The organism is Allobosea sp. 01N443, assembly GCF_056399325.1.
Map to the genome: position 1 here is coordinate 1 of NZ_JBFTRC010000028.1, position 24,598 is coordinate 24,598.

A 24,598-nucleotide genomic window follows, 5' to 3' on the forward strand; every position below is an offset into this window, starting at 1 on the left:
CACCTGGTTGATGTCCTTGCGATTGATCGCGACGGAGAGGGCGCGGCGGTAACGGACATCGCGATTGAGATCGCGCCAGATCGGATCGATGGCATTCAGGTTCGGCATCAGCGCAAACCAGGAGCCTTCGGCCCGCTTCCAGAGCCTGACGTCGAAATTCATCCGCTTCGAGGCGTCCTTCAGGAAGGTGTAATTGTCGAAACGGAGATAGCGCGCCTGGAGGTCGCTCTCGCCGGCTGCGGTCTTCGCGGGGATCAGCGAATTCGTGCCAATCGTGATTGTCACTTCGTCGGCATAGGGCAACTGCCGCCCGGCCTGGTCGACGCGGTGGAAATAGGGGTTGCGCTGGAAAGCGAACTGCTCGGCGGGGAGCGATGTCAGATTGCGCCAGGGGTCGAGCGTCGGCAGATCGGGGTTCTCGGGCCTGTACATGCGCGAGAACCGCTCGTGCAGCGAGCCCCAGTCCTTGACGCGCGCCGTCTTGACGCGGGCATAGAGCGTGACCTTGTCGGCGTAGCGCTCGTGGAACTGCTTCAGGTAGCCCGAAGGCATGTAGATATAGGTCGGTTGGGCGTCGGCGAGCGAGGGCAGGAAGACCGGGTTCGGCTTGCTCCAGCTGTAGCGGACCTCGGTCTCGCTCAGCACTTCGAAGACCGGCTTCTCGCCGCCCGCGAGCATCGCCTGGGGCGGCCCGCCAGGTGAGAGGCGCCGGTTATTGGCGAAATCCTCCCACCAGTAGCGGAAATCCTCCGTGGTGAAGGGGCTGCCGTCCGACCAGCGATGCCCCTTGCGCAGCTTCAGCGTGAAGACACGGCCGTCCTTGACGTCGACCGCCTCCAGGATGTCCGGCGCGAGTTCGAGGTTGTCGTCATAGACGAGAAGCCGGGTATAGCTGTAGAGCGTCATCATCCTGATGTCGCGCTGGTCGCCCATCAGCATGCGCATCGTGCCACCATGCCGCCCGGGAACACGGTCGGGGCCGGACACTTCGATCACGCGGGGCTCTTCCGGCAGGCGAAGCGCGATCACCGGCATGGTGCCTGCCGCCACCTTCTCGGCCCAGAATGGGCTGTCGATGAAATCCATCGGGTTGGGTTCGCGTGCGAGCACGCCGCGCGGCAGGCCCTGAACGGCGAGAGCGCCGGCTCCGAGCAAGAGAGCGGCACGGCGTGTGGGATGCTGCCGGCGGGATGTCATCAGACCAACTCCCTGTGGTTTGCTTCCGGACGGGCCAGGACGTAGTGGCCTTCGCCCAGGGATAGCGGCTCGAGGCTGACGCCGGGTTCCGGTCTGAAGGCCGGCGCCCAATGGCTGTAATCGGAGGCGCCGCCGGGTGCGACGAGCTTGAAATCGAGCTTGCGGTCGAGATCGGCGAAGGGCACCGAGCGCAGCAGGGCTTTCGTATAGGGGTGAGCTGGCGAGGCAAAGAGGGCGTGGCGCGGCGCGAGTTCGACGATGTGGCCATTGGCCATGACCGCGATCCGGTCCGCCATGTAGTTCACGACGGCGAGATTGTGCGAGATGAACAGGAAGGTGAGGCCGCGCTCGGCCTGTAGGTCCTTGAGCAGGTTGAGGATCTGCGCCTGCACCGAGACATCGAGCGCCGATACCGGTTCGTCGCAAACGATCAGGTCCGGGTCGAGCGCGAGCGCGCGCGCAATGCCGATGCGCTGACGTTGGCCACCGGAGAAGGAATGCGGGTAACGGCTGAGGAAGCGCGGATCGAGCCCAACGCTCTCCATCAGGCTGCGCACGCGGGCCGTCTGCTCGGCGCCGTCACCGCGCTCGTGAATCACCAGCGGCTCGCGCAGGATGTTCATGACGGTCATGCGCGGCGACAGAGACGAGACCGGGTCCTGGAAGATCATCTGGACTCGCTGACGGAAGCGCCGCAGCTCCTCGCCCTGCAGGGAGAGGACGTCTGTCGGGCCGAAGCCGTCATTGAAGGTCACCGCCCCGGCATCGGGCGTGATCGCGCGCATGATGATCTTGCTGACGGTGGTCTTGCCGCAGCCGCTCTCGCCGACAAGGCCGAGGCATTCGCCCCGCGCGATGTCGAACCCGACATCGTCGACCGCAAGCACCGTAGCCTGGGTGCCCTTGCCGAAGAACCCGCGCGAGCCAGTGGTGTAGGTCTTGCGCAGGTGGCGCACGCTCAGCAATGGCGGCGCATTGGCAGGCCGGGAGATGAGCGGGGCGGCACGCGGCGTTGCCACAGGCTGGGCACGTGCCTCGCGCAATGCGACCAGCCGCTCGCCCTCCTGCATGTCGAAATGCGGCGAGGCTTTCAGCAGCGCTTTGAGATACGGGTGTCGCGGACGTCGGAAGATATCCTCGACAGGACCGCTTTCCATGATCTCGCCGTGATAGATCACCACAACCTCGTCGGCCATGTTGGCAACGACGCCGAGATCATGGGTGATGAGCAGGATCGCCATGCCCATCTCGGCCTGGAGATCTCGCATCAGGTCGAGCACCTGGGCCTGGATGGTGACGTCAAGAGCAGTGGTCGGCTCGTCCGCGATCAGCAGGGCGGGCTGGCAGATCAGGGCCATGGCGAGCATGGCGCGCTGACGCAGACCGCCGGAAAGCTCGAACGGGTAATAGCCGTAGGCGCGCACCGGGTCCTTGAAGCCGACGCGCCGAAGCATCGTCTCGATCTGCCGGCGTGCCGAAGCATCATCGGTCGGGCGATGCAGTTGCAGGGCTTCCTCGATCTGGTTGCCGATGGTGTGCACCGGTGAGAGCGAGGACATCGGCTCCTGGAAGATCATGCCGATACGGCCGCCGCGCAGCGCGCGTATCGCTTCGCCTTCGGCGGTCAGGCCCGCAATGTCGATCACGGTGTTCCGGTCGAGCGGATCGCGAAATAGGATCTCTCCGCCGGTGACGGCGCCCGCGCGGGGCAGGAGCCCCATGATCGCCTGCGAGATCACCGATTTGCCGGATCCGGACTCGCCGACAAGGGCAACTGTCTTCCCCGCGGGGACACGCAGACTGACCCCCTTCACGACATCCCGGGCGAACCCGTGCACCGTGAAGCCGATCCGCAAATCGCTGATCCGCAAGATATCCATGAGCTGCTAACGCCTGAACCCCGTATTCACTCCCGGGTCACCGGGTCCCCTGGCACTAGACGTGGAAAGTTGCGTCTTGCCAATCTCTGTCTTGCGCGCGCTCATTCCGGCGGACATTGCCCGTTCCGGATGACATCCGCGCAACGCGGCCCGCGCCGGAAATCGTCGTAACTTACGCTCCACGGGCCTGTGTTGGCGGCGCGGTAAGGTCCGAACTTGAAATACTGCTTCTTTCCGAGGCCTGGGCCGCGATGGCCGATCGGGCCCTTGATCGTGGCGACGTGTCGGCCGTTCGCCACGATCTCGACATGGCCGTTGCCCTGCGGGCCGGGGCTCGAGCGAAAAACGAAGTCGATCCAGCCCGCGCGAGCAGGCGGCAGCCCGGCGTGATGGGTCACCTGGATTCCTGGCGCGCAGGCATTGAAATAGGCGGGGTAGTCGGCCCGCGTGCTGCCGGTCTCAAGCGCCACCAGAGCGCGGGTCTGCCGCGCGACACGACGGTTCACGGCCAGGGCCTCTCCGGGGAGGCAGCCGTCTGGGCGTTCTGCGCCGCCGATCGGAAAGACCTCGATCATGTCGGTCTCTACGGTGACACCAAGCCGCCCCTGAAACAGCCTGAGCGCCAGAAAGGGCGAATAATCTCCCTCTGCTCCGGGCGTGATCTGGCGCTTCCACTGCGCCATGACATAGCGGGCATCGTCCTGCGGCACGGGATCGTCGAGGCGCATGGCGAAGCCGTGCCAGACCGTCTGATCGTAGCTTGCCAGGACCTCGGGCTTCTCCCAGACCTCGGCCCTTTCGCTGCAATTGCGCGCGCCCTTCGCGCAGAGCGGCTTGACCGACAGGGTGAGCGCGCCCCTGCCATCCAGGGCGCCTTTCTCCTGAAATGTCACCTGTCCGGCGCGCTGTTCGGCATTGTCCTTATAATAGAGCCCGCCTTCGAGGGCGAAGCGCCCGGCATCGAAAGCATCCCTCAGGAACAGCGAAGATCCGTCCTGTGCCGCAGCCAATGACGGCGGTGTCAGCGCGAGCAGGGCAATCCCTGACATCCCTGCCAACCGCCGTCCGACACCTCTCAGCCGCATCGTCGTTCCTCCGCGCATTGTGATCGAAACATGCGGCCGGGCGCCAAGCAAGCCGTGGGCATGCCGCATTGCGACATTGCGCAAGGGCCGTGACTGACACACATATGACGCGAAACTCAATAAGCGGTGCACCATCCGGTTCGCCAGACAGGACGTCCCTTGGAGACGAACCTCTTTCGTTACATCTGGCAGAAGAGCCGTGGCGAACAGATCGTCGTCCTGCTGATCATCCTTGCCTCAATTCCATTCAACTGGGCCTCGTTCGTCGTGCCGAAGCGCATCGTCAACGATGCGATCCAGGGCGGAGCCTTCAAGGACGGCCAGACCAGCGCGACGCTGATGGACATCACGCTGCATTGGCCGGACATCTTCGGCGGCGGCAGCGTCCACCTGTTCGACGGCTTCCAGGTCGGCCAGCTCGGGCTGCTCTTCGGGCTGAGCTTCTATTTCCTTGTGCTGGTGCTGATCAACGGCGTCTTCAAATACGTGATCAACGTGCGCAAGGGCATCCTCGGCGAGCGGATGCTGAGGCGCATGCGCTACGACCTGTTCAGCCAGCTCATGCGCTTCCAGCCGGAGGATATCAGGGCGGTCAAGCCGGCCGAAGTGGCAAGCATGATCAAGGACGAGGTCGAGCCGATCGGCGGTTTCGTCGGTGATGCCTTCATCCAGCCGGTCTTCCTGCTTAGCCAGGCGTTGACGGCGCTGGTTTTCATCATGGTGCAAAGCGTCTGGCTGGGCTCGATCGCACTGTTCATCGTGATCGCCCAGGCGATCATCATCCCGATCCTGCGGCGGGAGCAGTTACGGCTTGGCCGCGAAAGGCAGATCGCATCGCGCCTGCTCGCGGGGAGGATCGGCGAGATCGTGGATGCCGGTCCGACCATTCAGGGGCATGGCGTCACCAACTATATGCAGTCGGATATTGCCGGGCGTCTCGGCAACCTTTTCGACATCCGCTACGCGCTCTACAAGCGCAAATTCGCGGTCAAGTTCCTCAACAACCTGCTGGCCCAGATCACGCCATTCTTCTTCTACGCAGTCGGGGGCTATTTTGCCCTGCAGGGCCGGCTCGATATCGGCCAGCTCGTTGCCGTGATCGCGGCCTATCGCGATCTGCCGCCGCCGATCAAGGAACTGATCGACTGGGATCAGCAGCGCAACGACGTCACCATCAAGTACGAACAGGTCGTCGGCCAGTTCAACCCTGACGAGACAATGGTGCTCGACGAGGAGGAGGATTGTTCGAACCTGCCCGACAAGGGCGAGATCAGGCTCGACAGCGTCCAGATGCTCGATAACCGCGGCCAGCCGCTGCTGTCGCCCTTGTCGTTTCAGGTGCCTCGTCCCAGTGTCGTTGCCGTCATCGGGCCGCCGGGGGGAGCGCGCGACGTCTTCGGCCGCATCCTAGGCCGCCAGATCATGTCCTATTCGGGACGGGTCCTGATCGACAGGGCCAGCCTCGCGCGATTTTCGGTCGAGAAGGCAAGCCATCTGATCGGTTATGCCGGCCAGGAGGTCGAGATCATCAACGGCACGCTGCGCGACAACATCCTGCTGCCCCTCAGGCGCCGGCGGCCGAGCCTGAAGCCAAAGGAACCGATCACGCCGCAAGAGCACAGGCGGCTGATCGAAGCGGTCCGCTCCGGCAATACGCCCTTCTCGTTTGCGGCCGACTGGACCGACTATGAAGGGGTGGGGCTCGCCGACGCCGCCGAGCTTGAAGCGCATGTCCAGCGGATTCTGGAGGTCCTTGGCTGCGACGAGGACGTCTACGAGCTCGGACTGGACGGCAAGGTCGTCCTGCCGCTCGACCAGTCGATCATCGACAGGATCACCGAAGCCCGCAAGGTCGTGGCGGCGGAACTGTCCAAGAGCAAGCTTGCCGGACTGGTCGAGACATTCGATCCCAAACGCTACAATGCCAACGCGACCATTGCGGAGAACCTGATCTTCGGGGCGCGCAAGGGGGCGCGTTTCGCCAATGATACCCTGCTGGCGGAGCCCTATGCGCGCGCCCTGATGCAGGCCGAAGCGCTGATCGAGCCGCTCGTCGAAGTGGGTGCGCGCATCGTCTCGACGGTGGTCGAGATCTTCGAGGGACTGCCGGCCGGCCATGCCTTGTTCGAAAGGTATTCCTTTGGCACGAACTTCGACCTCGAGATACTGAAGAGCCTGGCCTCGGTTCTTGCCAAGCACGATATGCGCAGCCCGCTCGATCCGGAAACGGAGCGAAACCTGATGGCGCTCGCGCTCGGCTATATCGAACCGAAGCACCGCCTCAACTTGCTGGACGATGCCCTGCGGCGGCGGATTTTGCGTGCGCGGGCAAGTTTCAAGGCCCATTTGCCGGCGGATGCTGCCAGTTCGGTCGATTTCTATGACCCGGACCGCGTCATGGATGGGGCCAGCATCCGCGACAATCTTCTGTTCGGGCGCATCGGCTTCGGCATCAGCGATGCCGGCCGCAAGGTTGCCGACATCATGCGAACGGCGCTGTCTCGCGCAGGTCTGGACGGCTCGCTCTATCGCGTCGGACTCAACACCGATTGCGGGCTGCGTGGCCGCTATCTGCCGGCCCGGATCCGGCTCGCGATCCCACTCGCCCAAGCCTTGATCAAGACGCCGCAGATCGCGATTCTCGATCCGAGTGCGCTGCTTGCCACGACAAACAAGGGTGGTGAAATCATCAGCCGCTTGCGCAAGCATTGTGCCGGCATGACACTGTTTCTACTTCTTGGTGATGGTAGTCTCGCCAGGGACATTTCGCCGAGGCTCGTGTTCAACGGATCCTTCGGCGTGATTGAAGACGGCGACAGCGATGGCGAGGACGAAACGGAACATCGGGCCGTTTCATCTCCGTTGCGGGTCGCCGAGGGGGTAGAGGTGCGACAATGACGCTCGAAAGCGATATCGCCTGCCTGCGGAGCATACCGCTCTTTCGCAGCCTGCCGGCGCCACGGCTCAAGCTTGTGGCCTTGATGGGTGAACGCCTGCATTTCGAGCCGGGGACCGTCATCATCCGGGAAGGAGAGAGGCCGCAAGGCGTCTACTTCATCCTGGAGGGAGAGGTGGAGCTCCTCCACATGGAGGGTGAACGCCCCGCCAAGCGCTTCCAGTTCGAGACGGGAAGCATCTTCGGCGACGTGCCGATGCTGAGCGACCAGGCCTATCTCGGCGAAGCTGTCGCCAAGACCGAGGTCTGCGCGCTCCGCCTGCCGAAGGATCTGTTCTTCGAACTGCTCGGCACCGTTCCCGATTTCAGCGTTGCGCTGTCACGTGATCTGGCCTCGCGCCTGTACCGACTGGCCAATTACGTCCTGCATAGCGAGAAGGTCCATTGAGGACACGGGAAAACTCATGAGTCTGCCGCAGACCGGCACGAAGCGTTCGCCTGGATTCGATGCCGGCATGAGCCAGGTTTCGTCCTGGAGCCGGGATATCCGCCTGGTGTCAGGGTTCGTCCTGCTCGTCTTCGCGACGACCCATTTCCTCAACCATGCCGTTGGGATCGCCGGTGTTGCGGCGATGGAGCAGGTGCAGGAATGGCGCTACGCTGTCTGGCATTCCTGGCCGGGAACCGTCGCGCTCTATGGCGCTCTGATCGTTCACCCGCTCTTTGCTCTGGTGCGAGTCGCGCAGCGCCGGACCTTCCGCATGCCGGTGCGCGAAATCCTGCAGATCGCGCTGGGCCTCGCCATCCCCCTGCTGCTCGTCGACCATATCGTCAGCACCCGGATCATCGGGCATTATTTCCATATCGACGAGAGCTACCACGCGGTGCTGCGACGGCTCTGGCCCGGGCACGCCTTGGCGCAGTCGCTGCTCCTGCTCCTGGTCTGGACGCATGGCATGATCGGCCTGCACTTCATCCTGCGCAGCCGGGATAGCTATGCGCGGTGGCGCGATCCCTTTCTTCTGGTCGCGATCCTCATTCCGGTTCTTGCCCTGATCGGCTTCTCCGTCGCCGCGCGCGAGGCCGTGCAAATGGCCCTGCCGCCGGAGGCACGCAACGACGCCCGGTCGGCGATGTCCAACTGGCCAGGGCCGAACGAGGCGAAGCTGCTGCGTCGGATTTCGGCGCCGCCGCGTGTCCGCCTCGCCTGCCAGATCCGACCGCGCGACGACCTGCAGGTGCAGTTGTTGCTCGCATCCAAACTCGGATCGGCCATACGAGCCGTCGAACTGGATAGTTCCATTGCCCGGCGCGGCCTGACCGTGATGGTGGCCGATCTGCGCGCTTTCTCGGCGCTGTCGGAGCGTCAACTGCCGCATGAGCTGATCGGATTGCTCAATCGCTTCTTCGACGAGATGGCGCAGGCGATCATCGCTCATGGCGGGCGCATCGATGCTCTCTATGGCGATGGCTTCATGGCGGTGTTCGGCCTGGAAGCCAGCCCGGCCAAGGCGGCACTGGCTTCGATCGCGGCTGCTGGCGACATCGTGCGGGCGGTCGACGCCCTGAATCGTGAGTTCAGCGCGGCCCTGCCGCTGCCGCTGCGGATCGGCATCGGCATCCATACCGGCCAGGCTGTCGTCGGCGCGGTCGAGAATGACAGCCTCGGCCGGCATGAGATCACGGTCGGCGAGACGGTGGCGATCGCGAGCCAGTTCGAGGCCGCGACACGGCGTGTTCTCGCCGATATCGTGGTTTCGGAGACGACTGTTGCAGTGACCGGCCGGAGCTTTGCCGAAGCCGTTCCGCTGAAGGTGATGATCAAGGGCCGGGATGCGCCGATGGCGGCCTATGGCTTCGCCAGGACGCCACGCATCGACGCTGCGGATGAGGCTGACGCGGTGGACGCCAGCGCAGTGGCGACGCAAGGCGCGACGCAGGATGCTGGCAATGGGGAGCAGCGGGCTCCCACCGAGACGCCCACCCCCGCGAATCCGGCTGGGCGGCGCCCCAAGACGCAGGCTGACCAGAAGCCCGAAAATCAGGACGTCTGAGGCTCAGGGCGGGCCATAGACCAGGAAGCGGCGGCGGTCGTATCCGGCGCTGCGCAATGCCGGATCGTCGATCGTCATGGCGAGATCGATAAGCGGCGGAGCCGGCCGCGTCGCCGTGATCGCGCCGATCTGGCCGCAGGCGCGTTCCAGATCGAGCGCGTAGTCGATCACAAGGGTCTCGGCTGCTTCCGCAAGGGCGAGCAGTTCGGGCGGGGTCGCCGCGGTTCCCCCGAAGGGCTTGAGCGACAGGCCGAGCAGCACCAATGCATAGGGCTTCGGCGGGGCAAGCGCGATGGCCTGAAGCTTGGCGGCCCGATGCAGGACCGTGCAGGGCTTTCCGTTCAGTATATCTGCTTTGAAAGCCGGTATTTTCGGGTCGATCACCGTCACCGATTGCGGGGAATGGGTGAGAAAGCCGGTGATCGGCAGCCCGGCGCCCCCGATMTCCACGATATGCGGGCAGTGCCGCACCGCGTGCGCGGCGAGCACCTGTCTCAAGCAGGCGCCGGGGCCGGCGAGATGGGGCAACAAGGTTCCCGAAGGGGCCATTGCGCCGTCATTCTCGTGACTGGCCTTTATATCCGGGCTTGCATATGGTCCGGCCGAATTCATCCCATCCCTTCGCGATATGGCATGACCACGGACACGCCTTCGGACGCCTTCTACGACATTCTGCGCGGTGTCGCAGCCCTGACCGGAAACAGGGTCGTGGCCGATCTCGCGCGGCTGATCGGCCAGGGGATGCCGCCGGAACTCTGGATCGCCTTCAACCACAAGCAGATCGCGTCCAAGCGCTGGCTGGTCGATGCGCTGGCCGAGACTTTGCCGCGACCGGAGGGGCCGGTCTGGGTGCTCGGGGCGTGGTATGGCGTGCTCGGCGCTTTGTTGCTGGATGATCCGCGGCTCGACCTCGGCAGGGTGGTCAGCCTCGACCGCGATCCCGCGTGTGCGGARATCGCCGAACGCCTGAATCGCCGCCATGTCGCGGAAGAGCGCTTCGGCGCTGTCACTGCCGATATGATGCAGCTTGATTTCACGAGGGAGCCCGAGCGGCCCGGCCTGGTGATCAACACGAGCTGCGAGCATCTGGCCGATGTGCCCGGCTGGGTCGCATCGCTGCCGCCCGGTCTGCCGGTGCTGTTGCAGTCGAACGATTATTATCGCGAGCCGGACCACAAAAGCTGCGTCGCCAGTCTTGAAGCGTTCAAGGAGCAGGTCGGACTGTCCGAGATCCATTTTTCCGGCGCGCTGCCGGGCAGGAACTATACGCGCTTCATGCTGATCGGCCGGCGATGAGCGAGGTGAAGGAGCCGCGGATCGCGATTGCGATGAAGGGCTATCCGCGCCTGTCGGAGACGTTCATCGCACAGGAATTGCTGGGCCTGCAGCAGCGCGCACTGCCTTTTTCGATCTGGTCGCTGCGTCAGCCGACGGATGGCGCACGCCACCTCATGCACAAGCAGATCACGGCGCCCGTGACATACCTGCCGGAGTATCTGCACGAGGAGCCGGGGCGTGTGCTGCGCGGCATCGGGCGGGCTCTGTTCCGGCCAGGATTCCTTCGGCTCCTGCCGGTTTTCCTGCGCGATCTTGCCCGCGATCCGACGCGTAACAGGGTGCGCCGCTTCGGCCAGGCCTGCGTGATGGCGCGGGAACTCCCGGGGAGTATCGACCATCTGCACGTTCACTATCTGCATACGCCGGCCTCGGTGATCCGATACGCGGCGCTGCTGCGTGGCTTGAGCTGGTCATTTTCGGCCCATGCCAAGGATATCTGGACGACACCGGACTGGGAGAAGCGCGAAAAGATCGCCGACGCAGCCTGGGGCGTCACCTGCACTCGTGATGGACATGCGGAGCTGACGCGGCTTGCGGATCGCACCGACAAGGTCGCTCTGCTCTATCATGGGCTCGACCTGGCGCGGTTTCCCGCGCCTCCGGTCGCGCGGATCATGCGCGATGGTCGCGACCCTGCCGATCCGGTTCGTTTCATCACCATTGGTCGGGCGGTGGAGAAGAAGGGCTTCGACGATCTGCTCGCAGCTCTGGCGGCGCTGCCGGCAGAGCTTCACTGGCGGCTGACCCATATCGGCGGCGGCGAAAGGCTCGCTGCGCTGAAGGCGTTGTCCGCGAATCTCGGACTGGCGGAGCGGGTCATCTGGTCGGGGCCTAAGGCTCAGCAGGACGTGATTGCGGCCCTGCGCGATGCGGATCTCTTCGTATTGCCCTCGAAGCAGGCGGGCGATGGCGATCGCGATGGCCTGCCCAATGTCGTGATGGAGGCCGCAAGCCAAGCCCTGCCGATCGTTGCGACCGATTTCGCGGGCATTCCCGAATTCGTACGCGAAGGCGTCGAAGGTGTGCTCGTGGCGCCGGGCGATCGGGAGGCACTGGCGCGGCAATTGGCCGATCTCGCGTCGTCCCCGACACGGCGCGTCGCCCTTGGGGAGGCCGCCTTCCAGAGATTGGCGCAGGAGTTTTCGGCAGCGGCGGGACTCGACCGGGTCCAGGCGATGCTGTTGGACGCAGCGAACCGGCGGCGATCATGACGCCCCGCGTCCTGATCGCCGTCACGCACCTCCTCGGCAGCGGCCATCTTGTCAGGGCCGCTCATCTTGCGCGTGCCCTTGGGGCCGCCGGATTCGAAACCGTGCTGGTCAGTGGCGGGGCCGCGCCGCGATCCGTCCCGGACGGTTCGTTCACCTTTGCCCAGTTGCCGCCGGTCAAGGTCGAGGGTGTTGACTTCCGGAACCTGCTCGACCCGGAAGGGAGACCGGTTTCGCAGGACTATCGCGCCTTGCGCCGGAAGACGCTCTGCGATCTCACGGCGCAGCACCGGCCCGATGTCGTCATTACCGAGCATTTTCCGTTCGGACGCCGACAATTGGGCGATGAGTTTCTGGGCCTCATCGGCGTGGCGGCGGCGGCCAATCCACGGGCGCTGGTCCTGTCCTCGGTGCGCGATGTCCTGGTGACGCCGCGCGCCGATCGCATCCGTGAGGCCGAAGCGCGCATCGCGGCACATTTCGACGCGGTCCTCGTCCATGGCGACAGAGCCTTCCTGCCGCTGGAGCGGTCCTGGCCGGTTGCACCAGAGCTGGCGCGAAAGCTGCGCTATACCGGTTACCTGACCGGCCCCGAGGAGTGCGCCGCTCCCTTGGAGCCTGGCGAGATCGTGGTGTCCGGAGGCGGTTCGGCTGCTGGCTTGCCTCTGTTCGAGCTCGCCATCGCGACCGCGACCTTGATGGGCAATCGCAGGCGCTGGCGTATCCTTGGCGGTCAGGGCATCGGCGCAGAGGAATTCGCCGACCTGGAGGGCAAGGCGCCGGCGCATGTCCGCGTCGAACGTGCGAGACCGGATTTCCCCGGGCTGCTTGCAGGCTGTGCGCTTTCGATCAGCCAGGCCGGCTACAACACGGTGCTAGACCTGGTCCGCGCCGGGCGGCCGGCGATCGTGGTGCCCTTCGATGCCGGAAACGAGACCGAGCAGGCGATCCGCGCCGAGGCGATGGAGAATGCAGGCCTCGCACGTTGTCTGCGCCTGACCGGACCTGATTCGCTGACACCGAACAGGTTGGAGAAAGCGGTGACGGAGATGCTGGGGGCAGATGCGCCCCCACCGCTCACGATCGACAGGGCAGGGGCCGAAACCTCCGTCGCGATCATTGCGAAGCTGCTGGCCGAACGCGCCTGAACGCTCGGTATGTCTTTTGCGACATGCCTCCTGCGTATTGCCGTTGCGGCGGTTTGCGAATTGCCGCTCCGACGCTTTCGCACTAATTAGGTTTCGTACGCCTCCCCTTTCGGTCGGCAGTGGGACAACCGGTGGTTCGCCCGGCACTGTTCTGCGCCCGGAGACAAGACAATGACGACGACGATTGCCCAGGGCCTTCCCGATATGAAGCTGTCGGTGCGCCAGACTTTTGGGATCGACTCCGATCTCGAAGTGCCGGCCTACTCGCAGGCCGACGCCCATGTGCCCGATCTCGACGTCGACTACCGATTTGACCGTGACACCACGATCGCGATTCTCGCGGGCTTCGCGCATAATCGACGCGTCATGATCTCGGGCTATCACGGCACAGGCAAATCGACCCATATCGAACAGGTCGCGGCCCGCCTGAACTGGCCTTGCGTGCGCGTCAACCTCGACAGCCACGTCTCGCGCCTCGATCTCGTCGGCAAGGACGCGATCGTGCTGAAGGAAGGCAAGCAGATCACCGAGTTCCAGGACGGCATCCTGCCCTGGGCGCTGCAGAACAACATCGCGCTCGTCTTCGACGAGTACGACGCCGGTCGCCCGGACGTTATGTTCGTGATCCAGCGCGTGCTCGAGCAGTCCGGCAAGCTGACGCTGCTCGATCAGAAGCGCGTCATCCGTCCTCACCCTGCCTTCCGCATGTTCGCCACGGCGAACACGGTCGGCCTCGGCGACACGTCGGGCCTCTATCACGGCACCCAGCAGATCAACCAGGGCCAGATGGACCGCTGGTCGATCGTGACGACGCTGAACTACCTGCCGCACGACAACGAAGTCGCGATCGTGCTCGCCAAGTCGAAGCATTATCAGGCCTCGCCCGAGGGCAAGGACATCGTCAACAAGATGGTCCGCGTCGCCGACCTGACACGCAACGCCTTCATGAACGGCGATCTCTCGACCGTCATGAGCCCGCGCACGGTCATCACCTGGGCCGAGAATGCCGCGATCTTCGGCGATATCGGCTTCGCTTTCCGGGTGACGTTCCTGAACAAGTGCGACGAGATGGAGCGCACGCTCGTGGCGGAGTTCTTCCAGCGCTCCTTCGGCAAGGAATTGCCGGAGAGCGCGGTCAACGTCGTTCTGAGCTGAGGGGAAACGGGTCATGGCGAGCGCGCGCTATCAAGGGAGCTGCCATTGCGGGCGGGTCGGGTTCACGGTCGAGGCCAGCCTCGAGCGGACGATCACCTGCAACTGTTCCTATTGCCAGCGTCGCGGCTCGATCCTGACCTTTTCGCCGGCGACGGCCTTCACCCTTGAAAAGGGGGAGGATGCGCTGACCGAATACCGTTTCCACACGCAGAAGATCCAGCACCTGTTCTGCGAAACCTGCGGCATCGAATCCTTCGCTCGCGGCTCGATGCCGGACGGCACGCCGATGGTCGCGGTGAATGTACGCTGCCTCGAGGGTGTCGAGCCCGCCGAACTCGATTCGACGATGTTCGACGGGCGCTCGCGCTAGCATCAAGTCAAAGGACGGCTCCGCCTTGTCCATCTCCAATCGTAAGCCGGGTCAGCCCAAGGAAGCACCAGCCGAGCCGCTGAAGCGCGCCATTTCCGGTGCGATGAAGGCGATCGCGCGCAAGCCCGAGATGGAAATCGTCTTCGCGGCGGACAAGCCATCGCTCGTTGGCGAACGAGCCCGTCTGCCCGAACCGCCGCGCAAGCTGACGGTCCAGGATGTCGCGATCCTGCGCGGCCACTCGGATTCGATGGCACTCAGGCTCGCCTGTCATGACGCCTCGATCCACCGCCGCGCCGCGCCGGAGGGCGATGCGGCGCGCGCTGTCTTCGACGCCGTCGAGCAGGCCCGGGTCGAATGCGTCGGCTCGCGCCGGATGAGCGGCATGGCCGGCAACATCACCGCCATGCTGGAAGACCGCTATCATCGCGGTGGCCGCTACGAGGAAATCTCCGATCGCGCCGACGCCCCACTGGAAGACGCACTGGCGTTGATGGTGCGTGAGCGCCTGACGGGGCTGAAGCCGCCGCAGGCCGCGACCAAGATCGTCGATCTCTGGCGCGACGTGATCGAGGCGAAGGCCGGTGCCGATCTCGACCGGCTGTCGCAGTCGGTCGAGGATCAGCGCGCCTTTTCGCGGACGGTTCGCGATATGCTGGCTTCACTCGACATGGCCGAGCAGAGTTCGCAGGGCCAGGACGAGGAAGAGGACGAGGACAACCAGGACCAGTCCTCCGAGGATCAGCAGCAGCAGGATGGCGAGGCCGAGCAGGAAAGCGGCGGCGAGCGCTCGGAGGTCGAGGTCAGCGAGGATGCGACCGACGAGTTGCAGGAGGGCGCGTCGGAAGCGACCGACGCTCCGGCCGGCGACTGGGACGAGGAGGACGATTCCTCTGAATCCGAGGAGGCGGGCGAGGCGCCGCGCCCCCGCGAGGGGCGCCAGAACGACCGGCCGCAAACGGACTACAAGCCCTACACCGTCAAGTTCGACGAGACGGTCACGGCCGAGGAGCTCTGCGACGCCGAGGAGTTGACCCGGCTGCGGGCCTATCTCGACAAGCAGCTCGCCCATCTCCAGGGCGTGGTGGCACGGCTTGCCAACCGGTTGCAGCGCCGCCTGATGGCGCAGCAGAACCGGTCCTGGCAGTTCGATCTCGAAGAGGGTTCGCTCGACCCTTCGCGCCTGCCGCGGATCATCATCGACCCGTTCCAGCCGCTCTCCTTCCGGCAGGAATCGGACACGAATTTCCGCGATACGGTCGTGACGCTGCTGATCGACAATTCCGGCTCGATGCGCGGCCGGCCGATCACGGTTGCCGCGACCTGCGCGGACATCCTGGCGCGGACGCTGGAGCGCTGCGGCGTCAAGGTCGAGCTGCTCGGCTTCACCACGCGTGCCTGGAAGGGCGGGCTGTCGCGCGAGGCTTGGCTGCAATCCGGCAAGCCGGCCAATCCGGGCCGGCTGAACGATCTCAGGCACATCATCTACAAGGCGGCGGACGCTCCTTGGCGCCGGGCTCGCAAGAATCTCGGGTTGATGATGCGCGAAGGCCTGCTCAAGGAGAATATTGACGGCGAGGCGCTCGACTGGGCCCATAAGCGGCTGCTCGCGCGGCCCGAGCAGCGCAAGATCCTCATGGTGATCTCCGATGGCGCGCCGGTCGACGATTCGACGCTGTCGGTCAATGCCGGCAACTACCTCGAGCGGCATCTGCGCCATATCATCGCCGAGATCGAGACGCGCTCGCCGGTCGAACTGATCGCCATCGGCATCGGCCATGACGTGACGCGCTACTATCGCCGCGCCGTCACCATCGTCGATGCGGAGGAACTCGGCGGGGTGATGACGGAGAAGCTGGCCGAGCTCTTCGAGGAGGATGGCCCCACCGGCAAGGCTCCGGTTTCTCGTCGCATGCAATGAGGCTGACCAGACGCGGCGTCCTCCAGGGGCTGGGCGCCGCCAGCTTGGGCTTGCCTGCCGCTCAGGCTCAGAGCATCGAGCCGGGCCGCATAAAGCTCACCATCAGCGTGCGCGGCTTCGATGCCTTCGAGCCGCGCAATCCCGGCAAGACACACTTCGGCCAGCTCAGCTTCCGGGGCGGGCTGGTGTTGCGCGGCGACCATCCGCGCTTCGGCGGGTTTTCCGGCCTCTGGCGCTCGCGCAACGGCGTCGATCTGGTTGCGATCACCGATAACGGCTTCTGGTTGACGGCGAAGACTGTCTCCGAGAAGGGGCGGATCGTTCGCTTCGAGCAGGCCGAACTCGCACCGATCCTCGGCGCCTCCGGGCGGCCGCTGCATCGTTCGCGCTATTTCGACACGGAGAGCCTGACGATCGCCGATGGCGTCGCCTATATCGGCGTCGAGCGGACGCATGACGTCCTGCGTTTCGAATGGGCGCGGTATGGAGTCGAAGCGCGTGCCCGCATCGTCCCGGTACCGCGCGAGGTGAAGCGCCTGCCGAGCAATCGCGGGCTGGAGGCGATTGGTGTCGTTCCCGCCGGGCAGCCGCTTGCGGGCGCGCTCGTCGCCATTGCCGAGCGCTCGGGCGGGGAAGACGAACCGACGCTCGGCGTGATCATCGGGGGGCGGCAGCCCGGCCTGTTTCAGGTGCGGCGCCATGGCGGCTTCGATATCACCGATCTGGCCTTCCTGCCCGGCGGAGACATGCTTCTGCTGGAGCGCTGGTACAAGCCTCTGCGTGGTGTCGGCATGCGGATTCGCCGCGTTCCCGGCGCAAGCCTCCGGCCGGGTGCGATGCTTGACGGCCCCTCCCTGATCGAGGCCGATCTCGGCCAGGAGATCGACAATATGGAAGGGCTTTGCGTCCATCAGGATCATGGCAGGACGATTCTGACCCTGATCTCGGACGACAACTTCTCTTTCCTGCAGCGCACCGTGCTGCTGGAATTCGAGTTGGGATAAGGGGACGAGCGTGACTTCAAGCTMGCTCTTGCGGCGAGCACAAGTCCTGAATGTGCCGGCGATCAAGCACCGAGAACGGATGATACGGGGCTGGCCACTGCGTCCTATGCAAACGAAAAAAGCGGCCTTGCGGCCGCTTCATTCATTCCGTGAAGGAGCCGCGCGCTCAGTTGGTCGCGAGCTTCTTCTCGATGTCACGCTTCAGCGTGAGTGCGCCGGTCGAGAGGTTGCCTGCCGGCTCCTTGACCAGGAAGGCGTCAAGTCCGCCACGGTGATCGACCGTACGCAGGGCGTTCGCCGAGACACGCAGGCGCACGGAGCGACCGAGCGCGTCCGAACGGAGCGTAACATTGACGAGATTCGGCCGGAAGACGGTCTTCGTCTTGCGGTTCGAGTGGCTGACGAGGTGCCCGGTGAGGGTGGCTTTCCCGGTCAGTTCGCAACGGCGAGCCATGATATCGTTCCCTTGGAACCGGTTGTCTCAAACAAAAATGCCGACACGCGACGTGCCGGCCCACGAGCACCGGAAGTCAAATTGAAGTCGCGGGTCTATAGCCAAGGCCGGCTGCTGCGTCAAGGACCGCGACTGATTCCATAGCACGATCGGGGCGGCCGCAGCGTGGCGGCATTGCCACTCGCCAAATTCGGTAAAAGGGGTCACGATTCGGACCGATTCGCAGTGCATGCCGGTGCGAAGCATGCCGTCCGGAGGAGTTGGATGAAGCCCGCCATCGCGTCGTCCCTGGCCGGACTTGGTCTCGCTGCGCTGGCCCTGGCCTCCGGCTTTGGAGCGTCGTCGGCCGCGGCGACCTCGTTGGAGGCCAAATATGATGTCTCCCTGCTCGGCCTGACGCTCGGCACCGCCCATCTCAGCGGCGGCATCGACGGCAGCAGCTACAAGCTCGATATCGTCGCCAAGATGACGGGCCTGGTCGGCAGCTTCACGGGCGGACGCGGCTCAGGTGCCGCAACCGGCAATCTTCATGGCGGGCGCCTGTCGCCTGCGACCTTCGCGGTTTCGTCGGCGAACTCAAGCGAGAGCCGCACTGTGCGCATGGCGCTCGACGGCGGCACGGTGCAGGCCGTGGATATTGCGCCGCCGATCGACGACAAGCCCGATCGCGTGCCGCTCAACGAGAGCCACAAGCGCAATGTGGTCGATCCGATCAGCGCCTTCCTGATGCCCGTGGAGGGCAAGGGCGGGAATGGTGCCGCCTGCAACCGGACGCTGCCAATCTTCGACGGCGCTGCGCGCTATGACATCAAGCTGAGCTATTCCGGTTCGCGGCAGGTGAAGCTCGAAGGCTATAGCGGCCCGGTCACGATCTGCCAGGCGCGGTATGTGCCGATCGCAGGGCATCGCGCCCTGCGGCCGAGCACCAAGTTCATGACCGAGAATCGCGAGATCAACACCTGGCTCGCCCCCGTCAACGGCACCAATGTGATGGTGCCGATCCGCATCTCGGTGAAGACCATGATCGGGACGGCGGTCATCGAGGCCTCGAGCTTCAGGGTCGATCCGACCACCACCACGGCCGCGCGGCAGAACTAAGCCGCAGCGCGTTCACTCGCTTTCGTCGTTGCAGTAATCTCACCCAGCCAGTCACGGAGCGCCGTCCCGATTGCACCGGGGTGATCCTCCTGCAGGTAATGCGCGCCGGGGCCGAGATTGATCAGGCGGCAATCATGCAGTCCCGCCGCGAACCTATCCGCCTCGGCCGGAGAGATCAGCGCCCCGGGATCGCCGCAGAACAACAGCTTCGGATAGGTGGACGCACGTAATGCTGCGTGGTCGCGCTCGCTGATGGCATGGACATCGGCCGGGGCGCCCGCAATGGGGAGCTCGTTGGGCAGTCGGAGGATCGGCCTGCGCGATTCGGGCGTTGGAAACGGCGCTCGATAGGCATCCAGCTCTTCATCGCTCAAGGCCCGCAGGACGGCAGCGGGCAGGACCCTCTCGATAAAGACATTGTCCTCGAGAATCAGCTTCTCGCCCTGTCCCGGCGTCCGGAACGCCCTGAACAGCTCACGCGCCTGCGGCCGCTGATGGAATGCATCCCAGCTTGCAAAGGGCTGGATGAATTCCATGAAGGCCAGGCCGATCATGTCGCTGGGGTTACAGGAGGCATGGTGGAAGGCGAGTGCCGTGCCCCAGTCCTGGGCGACGATGACCATCCGTCCGAGGCCCAGTTCAGCGATGAAGGCGTCGAGATAGCGGACCTGGTCGGTGAAGCGATAGGCGATGTCCGGCTTGCCGGACTGACCGTAGCCGATCAGGTCGGGGGCAATGCAGTGCGCCAGCGGCGCGACGTGCGGAATGATATGGCGCCAGATATAGGAGGAGGTCGGGTTGCCGTGCAGGAAGAGTACGGTCGGCCCCGCAGAGCCGGCCTCGACATAGGACATGGTCGAGCCGAGGACGGGAATCTCCCGGCGCAGCCATTCGGATGCGAATCCAGGTGACTGGGTCATGGCGATGCCCTTCTTCCAAACAGCGTTGCGAAAAGGATGGCCTTGAAGCGTTCGAGCGGAACCGGGCTGCGATCGACCTTCATGCGCAGGATCGCGCCCTGCCAGGCGGTGAGCAGGAAATCAGCGAGGTCGTCGGCGCTGAAATCCGTCGCGATCTCGCCAGTGGCCTGGCCTTCGGCGATGCATGCCGCAAAGGGCTCTCGCCAAAGGACGAAGATCTCCGAGAGTCGCTGCCGCAACCGTTCGCTATTGGGAGAGGTCTCGACGCTGAAATTGCCGATCATGCATCCGCGCGACCAATCGGCGGTTTCGAGCTTGGTCGTGATCGCGTCCAGATAGCGCCGCAACCGCGCGGCTGCGGGCAGGGAGCGGTCGGCCAGGGCTTCATCGACGAGGCCGCCGACATAGGCGAAATAGCGATCGAGCACTTCCTCGGCGAATTCCTCCTTCGATCCGAAATGATTGGTGAATGAGCCAGGGCTCGCTCCGGCTGCAGCGACGATCTCGCGTATGCCGGTGGCGGAATAGCCGCTCTTCCAGAGGAGATCGCGGCCAGCGGCGAGGAGATTTTCACGAAGGGATGGCTTGCTCATGAAGGTAGAATACGTACGTACGTATTATTGACAACACTCCGGGAAACGCCCGATCGCCAAGGTGTCGGACGGGAGGCGGGTCTCGTCCGAACGGCCCGCTGAGGCGATGGCTCAGGCTGGTTCCACGCCGTTGCGCACGCAGAAATCACACGGCGGCCCCTCGTTTCGCCGTGAGCACGACATAAATAGCGCGGAGGACTGTCGGCGCCCGGCCGTTTACGCTGGTCGCGAAAATGAGTGGATCAAGCTCGTGTCACGATTCCAGATATAGTGGTACTTGCGGCCGTCTCCGCGATATCTGGCCGTGAACGAATCCCGATTCTGCCGGAGTCAGCGATTCGGGCTTGCTTCGTTCAGGACTCGTTCCGCAGCTTAATTTCGGCGCTCCAGCTTGTGCCAAGGTAGGACGCTTTCCCCAGCGTCTGCTGCCGGCAAGGGCCCAAAGGAAACGATCGGTCGCGTCTTGATTTCAGCACGCTCTCTTCCGCCCTCGGTTCGTGCGCAGGGTGTCACAGCAGTTCTCGGGCCCACCAATACCGGCAAGACGCATCTGGCGATCGAGCGGATGGTGGCGCACCCGACCGGAATGATCGGCCTGCCGCTGCGCCTGCTGGCGCGCGAGGTCTATGGCCGCGTGGTCGAGAAGGTCGGCCCCGAGGCGGTGGCGCTGGTCACCGGCGAGGAAAAGATCAAGCCGCAGCGGCCCCGCTTCTGGGTCTGCACCGTCGAGGCCATGCCGCGCGATCTCGCCGTCGATTTCGTCGCGATTGACGAGATTCAGCTCGCCGCCGACCTCGACCGCGGTCACGTCTTCACCGACCGCCTGCTGAACCGGCGCGGTCGGGCCGAGACGATGCTGATCGGCGCGGGCACCATGAAGCCGCTGATCGAGCAGCTCATTCCCGGGGTGAACGTCGTCACGCGTCCACGCCTGTCGCAGCTCACATTTGCCGGCGACAAGAAGATCACCCGCCTGCCACGACGCAGCGCGATCGTCGCCTTCTCCGTCGAGGAGGTTTATGCGATCGCTGAACTGATCCGTCGGCAGAAGGGGGGAGCCGCCGTCGTGCTCGGCGCGCTCTCGCCGCGCACGCGCAACGCCCAGGTCGAGATCTACCAGTCGGGCGATGTCGACTATCTCGTCGCGACGGACGCCATCGGCATGGGGCTCAATCTCGATGTCGATCACATCGCCTTCGCGTCGGACCGGAAATTCGACGGCCATCATTTCCGCAAGCTGAACCCCGCGGAGTTCGGCCAGGTCGCCGGGCGCGCCGGCCGCCATCTGCGCGACGGCACCTTTGGCACGAGCGGGCGTTGCCCGCCCTTCGACGCCGAATTGGTCGAGGCGATCGAGAATCATCGTTTTGAATCGGTGCGGCAGCTGCAATGGCGCAATTCCGATCTCGATCTGCGCTCCGTCGACGGGCTGATCGCCAGCCTGAACGTCCAGCCAACCGAGCAGGGGCTGACCCGTGCGCTGATCGCAGAGGACATGACGACGCTGGAGGTTCTGGCCCGCGATGCCGATGTCAGGCCGCTGGCGCAGGGCCGTGCAGCAGTCGAGCGGCTCTGGGAGGTGTGTGGCCTGCCTGATTATCGCAAGATCGCGCCGATGCAGCACGCTGATCTCGCCACCACGCTGTATCTGCGCCTGATGCGCCACGGACGGCTCGATCCGGACTGGTATCGCGCCCAACTCGATGCGCTTGACCGGACCGATGGCGAGATCGACACGCTGTCTGCCCGCATTGCGCAGGTCCGAACTTGGACCTATGTCGCAAACCGTCCTGACTGGTTACCTGATCCAGAGCATTGGCAGGGGGTGGCGCGTCTTGTAGAGGACAAGCTGTCGGACGCTTTGCACGAGCGGCTAGCCAGCCGTTTCGTCGATCGGCGCACGAGCGTGCTGATGCGTCGTTTGCGGGAGAATGCAATGTTGGAGGCTGAGGTCACCACGACGGGCGATGTGCTCGTCGAGGGACAGCATGTCGGGATGCTTCAGGGATTTCGCTTCACGGCGGATCCCAAGGCTGGCGGGCCCGAGGCGAAAGCCTTGAACATGGCCGCGATGAAGGCGCTTGCCAGCGAGATCGAAGCGCGCGCCGCGCGTGTCGTGCTCGCGGCTGATGATGCCTTCGTGCTTTCGCATGACGGGCTGGTGCGCTGGATCGGTGAGCCGGTCGCGCGGCTTGTCGCCGGCGACAAGGTTCTGGAGCCGCGCCTGCGCCTGCTGGTCGAGGAGCACCTGACCGGACCGGCGCGCGAGCAGGTCGACGCGCGCCTCACTCTCTGGCTCAAGAATCACATCGCCCGTCTGCTTGGTGCGTTGCAGCTGCTCGAGAATGCCGAGAATGTCACCGGTATCGCGCGCGGCATCGCCTATCAGGCCGGGGAGTCGCTGGGCGTGCTGGAGCGCGCCAAGGTCGGCGAGGAGATGAAGACGCTGGATCAGGAGGGCCGCGCAGCACTCCGTCAGCTCGGCATCCGCTTCGGAGCCTTTCATCTTTACGTCCCGGCCCTGCTGAAGCCGGCACCACGTGCGCTGGCTGCCCAGCTCTGGGCGCTGAAGCATGGCGGGCCCGATACGTCGGGCCTCGACGATATTGCCCATCTAGCAGCCTCGGGTCGGACATCCTTTGCCGTCGACAAGGCGGTGCCGAAGGGTCTTTACCGTGCTGCCGGCTATCGCGTCTGCGGCGAGCGCGCCGTGCGTGTCGATATCCTCGAGCGGCTTGCTGACCTGATCCGGCCGGCTATCGCCTATCGCCCGGGCCTGACCCAGGGCCAGCCGCCCACCGGCGCGGCCGATCAGGACGGTTTTGTCGTCACCGGTGCCATGACCTCGCTGGTCGGTTGTGCGGGCGAGGATTTCGCCTCGATCCTGCGCTCCCTCGGCTATGTCTCGGCCAAGCGTCCGGGACCGGCGATTACCGTGCCGCGGGCGCAGCCACCGGTCGCGGCTACCGCTCCGGTTGCCGACGCGCCGACCGCGGAAACTACGGACGTCCCGGCTGGGCACGAGGCCGATCCGGCGGTGGTGGCCGATGAGGCCGGCGCCGGTATTGTCGACGAGCCTCTGGCCGCTACTGACATCGAGACCGCCGAGGCTGCCTCTTCGGAGGCTGCCGCGCCTGAAACGGCCGACGCCCCGACCGCGGCGGAGACTGAGCTCGAGCAAGCCGCACATCCGGTGCCAGCCGATGCCATGTCTGCTCTGCCGGCGCCTGCCGACGAGACAGCTGTCTCCGAGACGCTTGCCGCGGGAGCTCTTGCCCCTGAGGCAGCAGTTGATGTCGTTGCTGCGACCGAGGTGCAGGAAATCGAGGTCTGGCGGCCGCATCGTCACCAGGGTGGGCGCAGGCCGGAGCATGCCGGGCGCGGTCGCCGCGACGGCGCTCAGGGCGAGCGTCAGCCTGGCGCAGGGCGTGGTGAACGTCCGAACCGTGACGGCCGGCCCGACGAGCGTCGCCGCCAGGGCGATCGTGGCCGTCCGGCTGCCGCCAATGCGTCTCAAGGTGATGCTCCCCGACAGGATGCGCAGCCGCGCGAGGGTGATCAGAAGCGCAGCGGCCGGCCGCAGCGCAATGGCCGCCCCGAGCAGGGGCGTGGCCCGCGGCCGGACTTCAAGCGCGATGGACGCCCAGGTGGCCCACGCCGCGAGGAGCGCGGCAACGAGCGTTTCCAGCAGGCGTCAAAGCCGCGTCCGGCCGAGCGCGAGCCTGATCCGGATTCGCCCTTTGCGAAGCTTGCGGCTCTCAAGGCCCAGCTCGAGGGCGGCGGGCGCAAGACCTGACATGGGGCTCAACTGACCTGGGGCTGAGCGGAAAGGCTGTCCTTGCGGGAAGATCGCCAGCGTCTCGACAAGTGGCTCTGGTTCGCGCGTTTCGCCAAGACGCGCTCGGTCGCTGTGCGTCTGGTGGATGACGGCCATGTCCGCGTGAATGGTCGGCGTGCAGGGAATGCAGCGCTTGGGCTCAAGCTCGGCGACGTGCTGACACTGGCGCTGGTGCATGAGACCATAGTGGTGCGCCTGCTCGCCCTGGGCAGCAGGCGCGGTCCCTATGAGGAGGCGCAACTGCTCTATGAGCGCTTGGGGGAGAGCACGCGCGGCGATGCGCCGCTTGCGGAGGACGATCCGAGCGGATAGAGCGCGGGAGCGGTTCGATAGGCCTGCCTGGGCAGGCTTGGGTGCTTCAGGAGGAGTTTCCTTCCGGAGCTGGCCGGAAGAGATTTTTCTTTCTGCCGCAGCCCGGATATCGACCTTGAAATACCCG

20 protein-coding genes are annotated in these 24,598 nt (G+C 65.0%); 13 read left to right on the forward strand and 7 right to left on the reverse strand.

All coding sequences use genetic code 11. From position 1 onward, the window contains the following. From AC1DRP_RS10220 to AC1DRP_RS10230, 3 genes are all read right to left on the reverse strand, one after another. A partial coding sequence (locus AC1DRP_RS10220; protein ID WP_476768440.1) for an ABC transporter substrate-binding protein occupies window positions 1-1,197 on the reverse strand: 1,197 nt, incomplete at its 3' end. Beyond that, window positions 1,197-3,077 (reverse strand): ABC transporter ATP-binding protein, encoded by a 1,881-nt coding sequence (locus AC1DRP_RS10225; RefSeq protein WP_441505686.1) that lies wholly within the window; start codon window positions 3,075-3,077, stop codon window positions 1,197-1,199. The genes AC1DRP_RS10220 and AC1DRP_RS10225, both read right to left, overlap by 1 nt. A gap of 101 nt (window positions 3,078-3,178) precedes the next feature. Beyond that, on the reverse strand, window positions 3,179-4,126 hold the full coding sequence (locus AC1DRP_RS10230) for a polysaccharide lyase family 20 protein (protein ID WP_441505685.1): 948 nt from the start codon (window positions 4,124-4,126) through the stop codon (window positions 3,179-3,181). Window positions 4,127-4,321: 195 nt separating this feature from the next. Between AC1DRP_RS10230 and AC1DRP_RS10235 the strand changes: the two genes are divergently transcribed. From AC1DRP_RS10235 to AC1DRP_RS10245, 3 genes are read left to right on the forward strand one after another with little or no spacing between them, the layout of a single operon-like run. Then, window positions 4,322-7,060, forward strand: coding sequence for an ABC transporter transmembrane domain-containing protein (locus AC1DRP_RS10235; RefSeq protein WP_441493202.1), 2,739 nt, complete (start codon window positions 4,322-4,324; stop codon window positions 7,058-7,060). After that, window positions 7,057-7,506, forward strand: coding sequence for a cyclic nucleotide-binding domain-containing protein (locus AC1DRP_RS10240; RefSeq protein ID WP_441493203.1), 450 nt, complete (start codon window positions 7,057-7,059; stop codon window positions 7,504-7,506). The genes AC1DRP_RS10235 and AC1DRP_RS10240 overlap by 4 nt, the downstream gene beginning before the upstream one ends. Before the next feature lie 16 nt (window positions 7,507-7,522). After that, window positions 7,523-9,112, forward strand: coding sequence for an adenylate/guanylate cyclase domain-containing protein (locus AC1DRP_RS10245; RefSeq protein ID WP_476768441.1), 1,590 nt, complete (start codon window positions 7,523-7,525; stop codon window positions 9,110-9,112). A gap of 3 nt (window positions 9,113-9,115) precedes the next feature. On the opposite strand, the gene AC1DRP_RS10250 is transcribed toward AC1DRP_RS10245, so the two are convergent. Next, window positions 9,116-9,661, reverse strand: coding sequence for a hypothetical protein (locus AC1DRP_RS10250; protein WP_476768442.1), 546 nt, complete (start codon window positions 9,659-9,661; stop codon window positions 9,116-9,118). An 84-nt stretch (window positions 9,662-9,745) separates the two neighbouring features. Between AC1DRP_RS10250 and AC1DRP_RS10255 the strand changes: the two genes are divergently transcribed. From AC1DRP_RS10255 to AC1DRP_RS10285, 7 genes are all read left to right on the forward strand, one after another. Continuing rightward, window positions 9,746-10,408: a class I SAM-dependent methyltransferase gene (locus tag AC1DRP_RS10255; protein WP_441493206.1), complete on the forward strand. Its 663-nt coding sequence runs from the start codon at window positions 9,746-9,748 to the stop codon at window positions 10,406-10,408. After that, entirely contained in the window at window positions 10,405-11,661 is a 1,257-nt protein-coding gene (locus AC1DRP_RS10260) for a glycosyltransferase (protein ID WP_441505682.1), read from the forward strand. The genes AC1DRP_RS10255 and AC1DRP_RS10260 overlap by 4 nt, the downstream gene beginning before the upstream one ends. Beyond that, window positions 11,658-12,806, forward strand: a complete 1,149-nt coding sequence (locus tag AC1DRP_RS10265) for a glycosyltransferase family protein (protein WP_441505681.1) — start codon at window positions 11,658-11,660, stop codon at window positions 12,804-12,806. The genes AC1DRP_RS10260 and AC1DRP_RS10265 overlap by 4 nt, the downstream gene beginning before the upstream one ends. A gap of 171 nt (window positions 12,807-12,977) precedes the next feature. Then, window positions 12,978-13,961, forward strand: coding sequence for a cobaltochelatase subunit CobS (cobS, locus tag AC1DRP_RS10270; protein ID WP_069878864.1), 984 nt, complete (start codon window positions 12,978-12,980; stop codon window positions 13,959-13,961). A gap of 13 nt (window positions 13,962-13,974) precedes the next feature. After that, entirely contained in the window at window positions 13,975-14,331 is a 357-nt protein-coding gene (locus AC1DRP_RS10275; RefSeq protein WP_441505680.1) for a GFA family protein, read from the forward strand. A gap of 25 nt (window positions 14,332-14,356) precedes the next feature. Then, window positions 14,357-16,252 carry a cobaltochelatase subunit CobT gene (gene cobT, locus AC1DRP_RS10280; protein ID WP_441493210.1) on the forward strand — a complete coding sequence of 632 codons (1,896 nt, stop codon included), beginning with the start codon at window positions 14,357-14,359 and terminating at the stop codon, window positions 16,250-16,252. Between the two features lie 44 nt (window positions 16,253-16,296). Continuing rightward, window positions 16,297-17,256, forward strand: a complete 960-nt coding sequence (locus AC1DRP_RS10285) for an esterase-like activity of phytase family protein (RefSeq protein ID WP_441505679.1) — start codon at window positions 16,297-16,299, stop codon at window positions 17,254-17,256. A 166-nt stretch (window positions 17,257-17,422) separates the two neighbouring features. Here AC1DRP_RS10285 and rpmB read toward each other — a convergent pair whose 3' ends face one another. Next, complete coding sequence (gene rpmB / locus AC1DRP_RS10290) at window positions 17,423-17,710, reverse strand: 50S ribosomal protein L28 (RefSeq protein ID WP_113516050.1); 288 nt, start codon at window positions 17,708-17,710, stop codon at window positions 17,423-17,425. 264 nt (window positions 17,711-17,974) lie between these two features. Here rpmB and AC1DRP_RS10295 point away from each other — a divergent pair, with 264 nt between their 5' ends. Further along, complete coding sequence (locus tag AC1DRP_RS10295) at window positions 17,975-18,808, forward strand: DUF3108 domain-containing protein (RefSeq protein WP_441505678.1); 834 nt, start codon at window positions 17,975-17,977, stop codon at window positions 18,806-18,808. Here AC1DRP_RS10295 and AC1DRP_RS10300 read toward each other — a convergent pair. Both AC1DRP_RS10300 and AC1DRP_RS10305 read right to left on the reverse strand, forming a co-directional pair. After that, on the reverse strand, window positions 18,805-19,728 hold the full coding sequence (locus AC1DRP_RS10300; RefSeq protein WP_441505677.1) for a haloalkane dehalogenase: 924 nt from the start codon (window positions 19,726-19,728) through the stop codon (window positions 18,805-18,807). The two genes, AC1DRP_RS10295 and AC1DRP_RS10300, sit on opposite strands and share 4 nt — an antisense overlap. Continuing rightward, complete coding sequence (locus tag AC1DRP_RS10305; RefSeq protein ID WP_441505676.1) at window positions 19,725-20,321, reverse strand: TetR/AcrR family transcriptional regulator; 597 nt, start codon at window positions 20,319-20,321, stop codon at window positions 19,725-19,727. The genes AC1DRP_RS10300 and AC1DRP_RS10305 overlap by 4 nt, the downstream gene beginning before the upstream one ends. 466 nt (window positions 20,322-20,787) lie before the next feature. Between AC1DRP_RS10305 and AC1DRP_RS10310 the strand changes: the two genes are divergently transcribed. Both AC1DRP_RS10310 and AC1DRP_RS10315 read left to right on the forward strand, forming a co-directional pair. Then, complete coding sequence (locus AC1DRP_RS10310) at window positions 20,788-24,117, forward strand: helicase-related protein (RefSeq protein WP_476768447.1); 3,330 nt, start codon at window positions 20,788-20,790, stop codon at window positions 24,115-24,117. 42 nt (window positions 24,118-24,159) lie between these two features. Then, window positions 24,160-24,471, forward strand: coding sequence for an RNA-binding S4 domain-containing protein (locus AC1DRP_RS10315; protein ID WP_441505675.1), 312 nt, complete (start codon window positions 24,160-24,162; stop codon window positions 24,469-24,471). The last annotated feature ends 127 nt before the right edge of the window (window positions 24,472-24,598 follow it).